Here is an 8,501-nt window from a genome sequence, read left to right as displayed (position 1 = left end):
CCCGATGCCACTGTGCCCCTGACGGGCATGGGAAGGTGGGGGAGGTCACGACCCGCGAAGTCAGGAGACCTGCCATCGAAGCATTCGACCACCGGGCGGGGTGTCCCGGAAGGAGACTTCGATGGATGATCTCGCGCGCAGGCCCCTGACCGCGCTGTCTGAACCTGTGCGGCAGCATGGCAGCCCGACCCCGGCGGTCGAGCTGTCCGGTGTCAGCTGGGGGCCGCCCCGTGGCGCCGATATTCTGTCGGAGATCAGCTTTGCCGTGCCTCAGGGCCAGATCATGGCGATCTGCGGGGCCAATGGCGCGGGCAAATCCTCGCTGCTGCGGCTGATCTATCGCCATCATGCGCCGCGCACGGGCAGGGTCCGGCTGATGGGGCGCGACATCTGGCAGAGCAGTGCCGCGCAGACCGCCCGCAGCCTTGCCGCCGTGTTGCAGGAACAGCCCACCGATTTCGCGCTGACCGCGCGGCAGATCGTGGCGCTTGGCCGCCTGCCGCACCGGCGGGGTTGGGCTGCCGGACTGTCGGGGCCCGATCAGGCCGATGCCCGCATCATCGCGGGCGCGCTGGACCGGATGGACCTGACCGGGCTGGCGGATCGCGCCTTTGGCACCCTGTCGGGCGGGGAACGCCAGCGCGTCATGGTCGCCCGCGCGCTGGCGCAGGAGCCGCGCGTGATCGTGCTGGACGAGCCGACCAACCATCTGGACATCCGCCATCAGCTGGAGCTGCTGGCCCTGCTGCGCGGGTTCGGCCTGACCGTCATCACCACCCTGCATGATCTGACGCTGGCGGCGGGCTTTGCCGAACGGGTGCTGGTCCTGCGACAGGGCCGCATTCTGGCCGACGGCCCCCCGGATCAGGCGCTGACCGAGGCCACGCTGGCCCGCGCCTTTGGCGTGCGCGCCCAGATCGACCGCAGCGGCCCGGCGCCGCGCTTTTCCTTTTCCCTGTGACGACCCCGAAAGGACCACCCATGATCCGACTGTCTTTTGCCGCCCTGCTGATGTCGGCGGGTGCCGCGCTGGCCTATCCCGTGACCGTGCAAAGCTGCAACCGTCAGGTGACGTTCGAGGCGCCGCCCGCGCGCGCCGTGTCCAACGATGTGAACCTGACCGAGATGATGCTGGTGCTGGGCCTGCGCGACCGGATGGTGGGCTATACCGGCATTTCGGGCTGGAAGACGCTGGACGAAGAGATGCGCGAGGGCGTGGCCGAACTGCCCGAACTGGCCGAACGATACCCCGGCAAAGAGGTTCTGGCCGGGGCCGAGGCCGATTTCTTCTTTGCCGGCTGGAATTACGGCATGAAGGTCGGCGGCGAGGTCACGCCCGACACGCTGGCCCCCTTTGGCATTCAGGTCTATGAGCTGACCGAAAGCTGCATCCATCTGGGTCCGCGCCCCCGCTCCAGCATGGCGGATATGTATGCCGACATCCTCAATCTGGGCCGCATCTTCGGGGTCGAGGAGCGGGCGCAGGCGCTGGTCGAGGGCTGGCAGGCGCGGCTGGATGAGGTGACCGGGGGCATCGACCACAGCGCCCCCCTGCGGGTCTTTGTCTATGACAGCGGCGAAGAGGCGCCCTTTACCGCAGGCGCCCATGCCATGCCCACCGCGCTGATCGAGGCGGCGGGCGGGCGCAACATCATGGACGATCTGGAGAAAAGCTGGGCCGAGATCAGCTGGGAGCCGGTGGCCGAGCGGAACCCGCAGGTGGTCGTGATCGTGAATTACGGCGATGTGACGGCCGAGCAGAAGATTGATTTCATGAAAACCAACCCGGCATTTGCCGATATCGACGCGGTGCGCAACGACCGCTTTGTCGTGCTGGACTATGTCGAGGCGACGCCGGGGCCGCGCAATATTGCGGCGGTCGAAAAGCTGGTCGCCGGTTTTCGGGGGAACTGAGCGATGGCCGACATTGCCGCCGTCACGACCAGGCAGCGCCTTGGGCTGAGGCTGGGGCTGGGCGGCGTTCTGGCGGCGGTGCTGGCGCTGGTGATCGGGGTCGCGGTGTCGGTGGGGGCGGTGCCGGTGCCGCTGGCCTCGGTCTGGGGCGTGGTGCTGGACCGGCTGCTGCCCGGCCTGACCGCGCCCGATGTCAGCGCGGGACATGCCAGCATCGTCTGGCAGATCCGCCTGCCGCGGGTGATTCTGGCCGGGCTGGTGGGGGCGGGGCTGGGCATGGTCGGCGCGGCGCTGCAATCGGTGACGCGCAACCCGCTGGCCGATCCGCATCTGCTCGGCATCTCGTCGGGCGGGGCCTTTGGCGCGATCGCGGCGCTGCTGCATACGGGGCTGTTTCTGGGCGCGCTGACCGTGCCGCTGATGGCCTTTGGCGGCGCGCTGATGGCCACGGTTCTGGTGCTGGGCGTGGCGCGGCTGGCCGGGGGCTCCAGTGCCGACCGGCTGGTGCTGACCGGCGTGGCGGTCAGCTTTGTCATCATGGCCGGCGCCAATATCCTGATCTTTCTGGGCGATCCCCGCGCCACCCATACGGTCGTCTTCTGGATGCTGGGCGGGCTTGGCCTTGCGCAATGGTCGCATCTGCTGTGGCCGCTGGCGGTGCTGATCCCCTGCGGGCTGTGGCTGTGGGCACAGGCCGGGCGGCTGAACGCCATGAGCCTGGGCGATGAGACCGCCGCCAGTCTGGGGCTGGAGGTGGGGCGCTTTCGCCTGACCGTCTTTGTCGTGGCGGCGCTGATCACCGGGGTGATGGTGGCGTTTTCCGGGCTGATCGGCTTTGTCGGGCTGATGATGCCGCATCTGGTGCGGATGGTTCTGGGCGGAGACAATGCCCGCGTCCTGCCCGCCTCGGGCTTTGCGGGGGCGGTGTTCCTGATCGGCGCCGATGCGCTGGCCCGCGTGGCGATGGCGCCCGAGGATATTCCCATCGGCGTCGTCACCGGCCTGTGCGGCGGGCTGTTCTTTATCTGGATCATGTCGCGCAGGACCTGAGCCGCGCCCCGCGCAGGCCCATGGCGGAACCGTTCCCGGTCCCGCCATGGGCACAGGCTGGGTGTGGATCAGGCGGCGATCAGGTGGCGCGGACGACCTCGACCGGGCCGTGATCATCACAGTGATCGCCATGCGGATGATGCAGGCGGCCATCGGCCAGACAATCGACGTGATCGCCATGCGGCACCGCCTCGAGCCCGCAATCCGGGCCGTGCTGATGGGGGTGGCCGGGATGGATCTTGCGACCGTCATGCATGGTTTTTTTTAATTATTTTCAGTGGGTTTCGCGGGCGTTTCCGATCGCGTCCGGCACCATGGTCAGCACGTGATGATCGGCCAGTGAATAGATGATCGACTTGCCCTGCCGTCGCCGGGCCACAAGGCGGGCGGCATGCAGAACGCCCAGCCGGGCCGAAACCGTGGTCAGCTTCTCGCCCGTCATCCCGGCCAGGTCCGTGACCGAGGCCGGGCTTTTGGCAAGCCGCAGCAGCAGGCGCAGCCGGGCAGGCTCGGACAGGGCGGCGAACATGGTCGCTGCCGCGTCGAGGCCGGTCTCGTCATGGGGATGGCTCTCACTCATTGCATCATTCTATAGATCAATGGATACAACTGCCTTGATTGCGGGGCTTTCGCAACCGGGAAAGAGCGGTTGCAGGGCTCATTCATGTTATGTAATTACACTTTTGAATTTCGGAGGATGGGAATGGATGACGGGGCGGGGCCTGTCCGGAGTGCGCTGGCCCGATGCGCTGGTCCGATGCGCTGGTCCGATGCGCTGGTCCGATGCGCTGGTCCGATGCGCTGTCGGGGCATGGCGGACCTGCGCCCGCCCGGTTTTCGATGACGCGCCTCAGCGCGCGCGACCTCACGCCCGCGCTGGCCACCGGATGACCCATTTGTCGCAACCATATTGCAACGACCCTCGCCCGCGCATTGCCATGGCACGAAACAAGAGCGTCGTGACCGACCCGAATCCGGGCCTCAATCGCCGGATCAGCGCAGGCGATCCGTCCGAACCGGGCAGGCCCTATGACATCGCGGCCAGGATGTCGGCCTCTGTCACATCCGACACAGGCCGGTGAATGACCAGCATGCGCCGGATCAGATCCAGCCCCAGAATGGTGATCTGCGTCGCCGGGCCGGGGCAGGCGGGGTCATCGCAGGGCAGCTCGGCCACCGGGACGATGACCTGCGCCCCCATCCCCGCCTGCTGGCGTGACCGCCGCCGGATGCGCTGAAAGTGCCACAGTGCCGCCGCCTTGCGCCTCGCCTTGTCCCTGATCTGCGCTGACATTCCCATGCCCCGCCCCGCGTTTTCCCGCCCCCAACCACGCTCCGAAAGGTCCCGCAACCATGTCCGACCGCATCCCCGTGACCCTGCTGACCGGCTTTCTGGGCGCAGGCAAGACGACGCTGCTGAACCGCCTGCTGCATGACAGCACCGGCGGGCGCATCGCCGTGATCGTCAATGAATTCGGCGAGGCCGGGCTGGATCACGATCTGATCGAATCGGTGGCCGAGGATGTCGTGCTGATGGCGTCGGGCTGCATCTGCTGTTCGATCCGCGACGATCTGGCGCGCACGCTGGGGGCGCTTTATGTGCGGCGCATGCGGGGCGGGCTGACCTTTGACCGCGTGGTGATCGAGACGACGGGCCTCGCCGATCCCGGCCCGATCCATCACACGCTGTTGCTGGACCGGCTTGTCGCCGGCGCGTACCGGCTGGACGGGATCGTCACCATCGTGGACGCGGTCCTTGGCACGGACACGCTGGAGCGGCACGCCGAGGCGCAGGCGCAGGTTGCGATGGCCGACCGGATCGTGCTGAGCAAATGCGATCTGGCCAGCCCCGCCCGGATTGCCGGGCTGGACCAGCGGCTGGACCGGCTGAACCCGCATGCGCCGCGCATCCGCGCCGGGCGGGGTCAGGTGCCGCCGGGCGCGCTGTTCGGGCTGACGGAGGGGCGCGACCGGGGCGAGACGGGCGCGGTGCTGGCATGGATGGGCGTGCCCCTGCCTGAATCCGCCGCCGACCCGCTGGCCGGTCTGTCGGGGTTCGGGCAACCGGCGCCCGCGCCCGCCTTTCAGCCCGCAGCCCTGTCCCATCACGCCCGCGACAACCGGATCGCCACGGCCTCGGTCACCATCGACACGCCGATCCCGCCGGGCGTTTTCGATTTCTGGCTGGACATGATCATGGGGCTTCGGGGCGAGGCGATCCTGCGGCTCAAGGCGATCGTGCATCTGGAAGGGGCCGCGCAACCCTTTGTGCTGCATGGGGTGCAGCACCTGTTGGAGCCGCCCGTGCCGCTGGAGGACTGGCCTGCCGGAGACCGGACCAGCCGCGTCGTCCTCATCGCCCGCGACCTGAGCGCCGAGGATCTGGAGGCCAGCCTCGATCTGTTGCGCATGCGTGACGGGCAGGACTCTTCGGCAGCCTCGGTCACGCTGCATTCGCTGGGTGACCTCTGACAGGGGGGGCACTCACCGGCCTTCCAGCACCTGCCGGTTGCTGTGGATGACCGCACGGCAGAACCCGGCCACGGCCTGCACACGGCGCGAGCGGATCAGATCGGATTGCACCGCCAGCCAGATCGCCTGATCCACGCCCAACGCGTCGCGCACGCAGACCAGCCCGCGCGGCAGGGCCAGCAGATGCGGCAGGATGGCGACCCCCATCCCCGCCGCGCAAGCCGCCAGTTGCGTGGCGAGGGTCGAGGTGGTCAGGGCGGGCATCCGGCCGCGCAGGTGGCTTTCCATCCATCTGGCGGCGGGCAGATGGGCCTGCGCCTCGCCCCATGTGATTACCTCATCCTGCGCCGGGCGGCGGTCCAGATAGCTCTGTGCGGCGTAAAGGCCATAGCTCAGGGTGCCGACGCGCTGCAGGGTGACATGGCCGCGTTCGGGCTTGACCATGCGCAGGGCCAGATCGGCGTCGCGGCGATGCAGGTTCACCGTTGCAATATCGGTCACCAGATCCACCGTCAGCGCCGGATATTGCGCGCGCAGGCCGGGCAGCGCGGGGACGATCAGCGCCGTCGCCAGATTTTCCGCCGTGGCCAGCCGCACCCGGCCCGAGACCTCGGGGCCTTGCGCCATGCCGGTGGTCAGGGCGCGGGCGGCGGCCTCCATCTCCTCGGCGCGTTCGACCATCGCGGTGCCGTCCTCGGTCAAAAGATAGCCCGACTGGGTGCGCAGGAACAGCGGCTGGCCCACCGCCGCCTCCAGCCGTTCCATCCGGCGCGAGACGGTGGCCAGACCAAGGCCCAGATCGCGCGCCGCGCCGCTGAGCGTGCCCGCCCGGCTGACGGCCAGAAAGACACGCAGATCGTCCCAGAGGGGTGGGCGGGGCTTTCCGTTCATGGAAATCTGATCCTCATTCCCGTGCCTGTGCTTCGGAAAGGGAAGGTGCCACCTTCTGCGGTATCCGACAAGAAAGGACCGATCATGGAACACAGAACACTGGCGCCGGGCTTTCAGGTCTCGGCCCTCGGCCTCGGCTGTATGGGGATGAGCGAGTTCTATGGCCCGCGCGATGACGACATCTCGATGCAGGTGCTGCATGCTGCGGCGGATCAGGGCGTGACCCTGTTCGACACCGCCGACATGTATGGCCCCCATCACAATGAGGAACTGCTGGGCCGGTTTCTGGCCACGACCCGTGCACCGGTGAAGATCGCGACCAAGTTCGGCATCGTGCGGCAGCCCGGCGATTATGCCCGCACGCTGGACATGAGCCCGGACTATGCGCGGCGGTCCTGCGAGGGATCGCTGCGGCGGCTGGGGATCGAGCGGATCGACCTGTACTATGTCCACCGGGTGAACCCCGCGCAGCCGATCGAGGATACGATGGGCGCCCTGTCGCGGCTGGTGGAGGCGGGCAAGATCGACCGCATCGGCCTGTGCGAGGTCAGCGCCGCCACCCTGCGCCGGGCCCATGCCGTCCACCCGGTGGCGGCGGTGCAGACCGAATATTCGCTGTGGTCGCGTGGTCCCGAGGCCGCGATCCTGCCCGCCTGCCGCGAGCTGGGCGTGGGGTTCGTGCCCTATTCGCCGCTTGGGCGGGGGTTTCTGACCGGGCACTATCAGCAGTCCGCGCAGTTCGGCGCCGGCGACGCGCGGGCCTTTCTGCCGCGCTTTCAGGACGCGGCGTTGCGGGCCAATCTGCGGATCGTGGATCTGGTGCAGGCGATGGCTGCGGCCAGGGGATGCACGCCCGGACAGCTGGCGCTGGCATGGCTGCTGGCGCAGGGGCCGGAGATCGTGCCGATCCCCGGCACCAAGCGGCTGGTCTGGCTGGCCGAGAACCACGCCGCCGTCGATCTGATCCTCTCGGCGGATGAGGTGGCCGCGCTGAACGCGGGTCTGGCCACGGTCCCGGTGGCGGGCGACCGCTACACCGATGAGGGGATGAAGGGGGTGGATGCCTGAGCCCCGGCCTGTGCGGGCTCAGGCGCAGCGTCTGGCCCCGGCCACGCAGGCAATGACCAGCACGGCGACGGCGATCATCGACGGGGCCACCGGCTCGCCCAGCAGCACGCCCGCCAGCGTCAGCCCGAAGAACGGCTGCAACAGCTGCAGCTGCCCGACGCCCGCGATGCCTCCCAAAGCCAGCCCCCGGTTCCAGAAGACGAACCCGATCAGCATGCTGAAGACCGACACATATCCCAGCCCCAGCCAGACCGGCAGGCTGGCCCCCGCCCAGTCCGGCGGCCAGTCCTGCGGCCATGTCAGGACCATCATCGCCGCCATGACCGGCGCCGACAGCACCAGCGCCCAGCAGATCACCTGCCAGCCGCCCAGGCGGCGCGACAGGGTGGCGCCCTCGGCATAGCCCAGCCCGCAGATCACGATCGCGGCCAGCATCAGCAGATCGCCGCTTGCCGTGCCCGGCGCGCTGTCCGCCCAGGCATAGGCGGCCACGATGGCGCTGCCCGCGACCGAGAACAGCCAGAAGGCCGGGCGCGGACGCTCGCCCCCGCGCAGCACGCCGAACAGGGCGGTGGCCAGCGGCAGCAACCCGATGAAGACGATCGAACGCGCCGAGGTGATCTGTTGCAACGCCAGCGCCGTCAGCAGCGGAAAGCCGATGACGACGCCAAGCGCGACGATGGCCAGCGGTGCCAGATCGTGACGCCGGGGCCGCGCCTGCCGCCAGATCAGCAATGCGCTGCATCCCAGGGCCGCCGCGATGACGGCACGGGCCGAGGTCAGGAACAGCGGCGAAAACCCCTCGACCGCGACCCGCGTCGCGGGCAGCGAGCCGCTGAAGATGATCACACCGATCAGGCCGCTGCCCCAGCCCTTATGTGCAGATTGCATGTCGTCCCCTTTGATTTCCGCGCAACCTGGACGAAAGCCTCTGGCCCGGACAGGGACGAAACCCCTACAATCTGAACAGACTGTATTGATGACGGAACCCACACGGCTGGTGCCCATGACCAAGGCGACCCTGACGACACAGGTGATGCAGACGATCCGCCAGCAGATCGCCACGGGGCAGGTGCTGCCGGGCGAACGGCTGCCCTCGATCCGGG

The 8,501-nt window shown here is 68.5% G+C and carries 10 protein-coding genes and 1 riboswitch; of the genes, 5 read left to right on the top strand and 5 right to left on the bottom strand.

Annotation, left to right across the window (positions count from 1 at the left end):
• A riboswitch (cobalamin riboswitch) is annotated at positions 1–92 on the top strand. This riboswitch is flagged as partial in the annotation.
• Between the two features lie 29 nt (positions 93–121).
• The 3 genes from ACK41U_RS18445 to ACK41U_RS18435 are packed head-to-tail and all read left to right on the top strand — an operon-like array spanning position 122 to position 2,964.
• The gene (locus ACK41U_RS18445; protein WP_409683463.1) at positions 122–961 is read left to right on the top strand and encodes an ABC transporter ATP-binding protein; all 840 of its coding nucleotides are present in this window, start codon (positions 122–124) and stop codon (positions 959–961) included.
• Positions 962–981: 20 nt separating this feature from the next.
• Complete coding sequence (locus ACK41U_RS18440; RefSeq protein WP_409683460.1) at positions 982–1,914, top strand: ABC transporter substrate-binding protein; 933 nt, start codon at positions 982–984, stop codon at positions 1,912–1,914.
• A gap of 3 nt (positions 1,915–1,917) precedes the next feature.
• On the top strand, positions 1,918–2,964 hold the full coding sequence (locus ACK41U_RS18435) for a FecCD family ABC transporter permease (protein WP_409683457.1): 1,047 nt from the start codon (positions 1,918–1,920) through the stop codon (positions 2,962–2,964).
• A 79-nt stretch (positions 2,965–3,043) separates the two neighbouring features.
• Here the strand turns inward: ACK41U_RS18435 and ACK41U_RS18430 are convergent, their stop codons facing one another.
• From ACK41U_RS18430 to ACK41U_RS18420, 3 genes are all read right to left on the bottom strand, one after another.
• On the bottom strand, positions 3,044–3,220 hold the full coding sequence (locus ACK41U_RS18430) for a hypothetical protein (RefSeq protein ID WP_409683454.1): 177 nt from the start codon (positions 3,218–3,220) through the stop codon (positions 3,044–3,046).
• An 18-nt stretch (positions 3,221–3,238) separates the two neighbouring features.
• Positions 3,239–3,544: a metalloregulator ArsR/SmtB family transcription factor gene (locus ACK41U_RS18425; protein WP_409683452.1), complete on the bottom strand. Its 306-nt coding sequence runs from the start codon at positions 3,542–3,544 to the stop codon at positions 3,239–3,241.
• Between the two features lie 447 nt (positions 3,545–3,991).
• Positions 3,992–4,258: a hypothetical protein gene (locus ACK41U_RS18420; RefSeq protein ID WP_409683449.1), complete on the bottom strand. Its 267-nt coding sequence runs from the start codon at positions 4,256–4,258 to the stop codon at positions 3,992–3,994.
• Positions 4,259–4,317: 59 nt separating this feature from the next.
• Between ACK41U_RS18420 and ACK41U_RS18415 the strand changes: the two genes are divergently transcribed.
• On the top strand, positions 4,318–5,436 hold the full coding sequence (locus tag ACK41U_RS18415) for a CobW family GTP-binding protein (RefSeq protein ID WP_409683446.1): 1,119 nt from the start codon (positions 4,318–4,320) through the stop codon (positions 5,434–5,436).
• A gap of 12 nt (positions 5,437–5,448) precedes the next feature.
• Here ACK41U_RS18415 and ACK41U_RS18410 read toward each other — a convergent pair whose 3' ends face one another.
• Complete coding sequence (locus ACK41U_RS18410; RefSeq protein ID WP_409683443.1) at positions 5,449–6,327, bottom strand: LysR family transcriptional regulator; 879 nt, start codon at positions 6,325–6,327, stop codon at positions 5,449–5,451.
• Between the two features lie 84 nt (positions 6,328–6,411).
• On the opposite strand from ACK41U_RS18410, the gene ACK41U_RS18405 reads away from it, so the two are divergent.
• Complete coding sequence (locus ACK41U_RS18405) at positions 6,412–7,395, top strand: aldo/keto reductase (RefSeq protein ID WP_409683440.1); 984 nt, start codon at positions 6,412–6,414, stop codon at positions 7,393–7,395.
• Positions 7,396–7,413: 18 nt separating this feature from the next.
• Here the strand turns inward: ACK41U_RS18405 and ACK41U_RS18400 are convergent, their stop codons facing one another.
• Positions 7,414–8,286, bottom strand: a complete 873-nt coding sequence (locus ACK41U_RS18400) for a DMT family transporter (RefSeq protein WP_409683437.1) — start codon at positions 8,284–8,286, stop codon at positions 7,414–7,416.
• Between the last annotated feature and the right edge of the window lie 215 nt (positions 8,287–8,501).

The organism is Paracoccus sp. (in: a-proteobacteria), from assembly GCF_046289755.1.
In the GTDB taxonomy this organism is placed as follows: domain Bacteria; phylum Pseudomonadota; class Alphaproteobacteria; order Rhodobacterales; family Rhodobacteraceae; genus Paracoccus.
This window is presented reverse-complemented; position numbering and strand designations above follow the sequence as displayed.

Excerpts from the sequence above, each read along its gene's own strand:
- ACK41U_RS18445 (WP_409683463.1), top strand. The coding sequence starts at position 122 with ATGGATGATCTCGCGCGCAGGCCCCTGACCGCGCTGTCTGAACCTGTG.
- ACK41U_RS18440 (WP_409683460.1), top strand. The coding sequence starts at position 982 with ATGATCCGACTGTCTTTTGCCGCCCTGCTGATGTCGGCGGGTGCCGCG.
- ACK41U_RS18435 (WP_409683457.1), top strand. The coding sequence starts at position 1,918 with ATGGCCGACATTGCCGCCGTCACGACCAGGCAGCGCCTTGGGCTGAGG.
- ACK41U_RS18430 (WP_409683454.1), bottom strand. The coding sequence starts at position 3,220 with ATGCATGACGGTCGCAAGATCCATCCCGGCCACCCCCATCAGCACGGC.
- ACK41U_RS18425 (WP_409683452.1), bottom strand. The coding sequence starts at position 3,544 with ATGAGTGAGAGCCATCCCCATGACGAGACCGGCCTCGACGCGGCAGCG.
- ACK41U_RS18420 (WP_409683449.1), bottom strand. The coding sequence starts at position 4,258 with ATGTCAGCGCAGATCAGGGACAAGGCGAGGCGCAAGGCGGCGGCACTG.
- ACK41U_RS18415 (WP_409683446.1), top strand. The coding sequence starts at position 4,318 with ATGTCCGACCGCATCCCCGTGACCCTGCTGACCGGCTTTCTGGGCGCA.
- ACK41U_RS18410 (WP_409683443.1), bottom strand. The coding sequence starts at position 6,327 with ATGAACGGAAAGCCCCGCCCACCCCTCTGGGACGATCTGCGTGTCTTT.
- ACK41U_RS18405 (WP_409683440.1), top strand. The coding sequence starts at position 6,412 with ATGGAACACAGAACACTGGCGCCGGGCTTTCAGGTCTCGGCCCTCGGC.
- ACK41U_RS18400 (WP_409683437.1), bottom strand. The coding sequence starts at position 8,286 with ATGCAATCTGCACATAAGGGCTGGGGCAGCGGCCTGATCGGTGTGATC.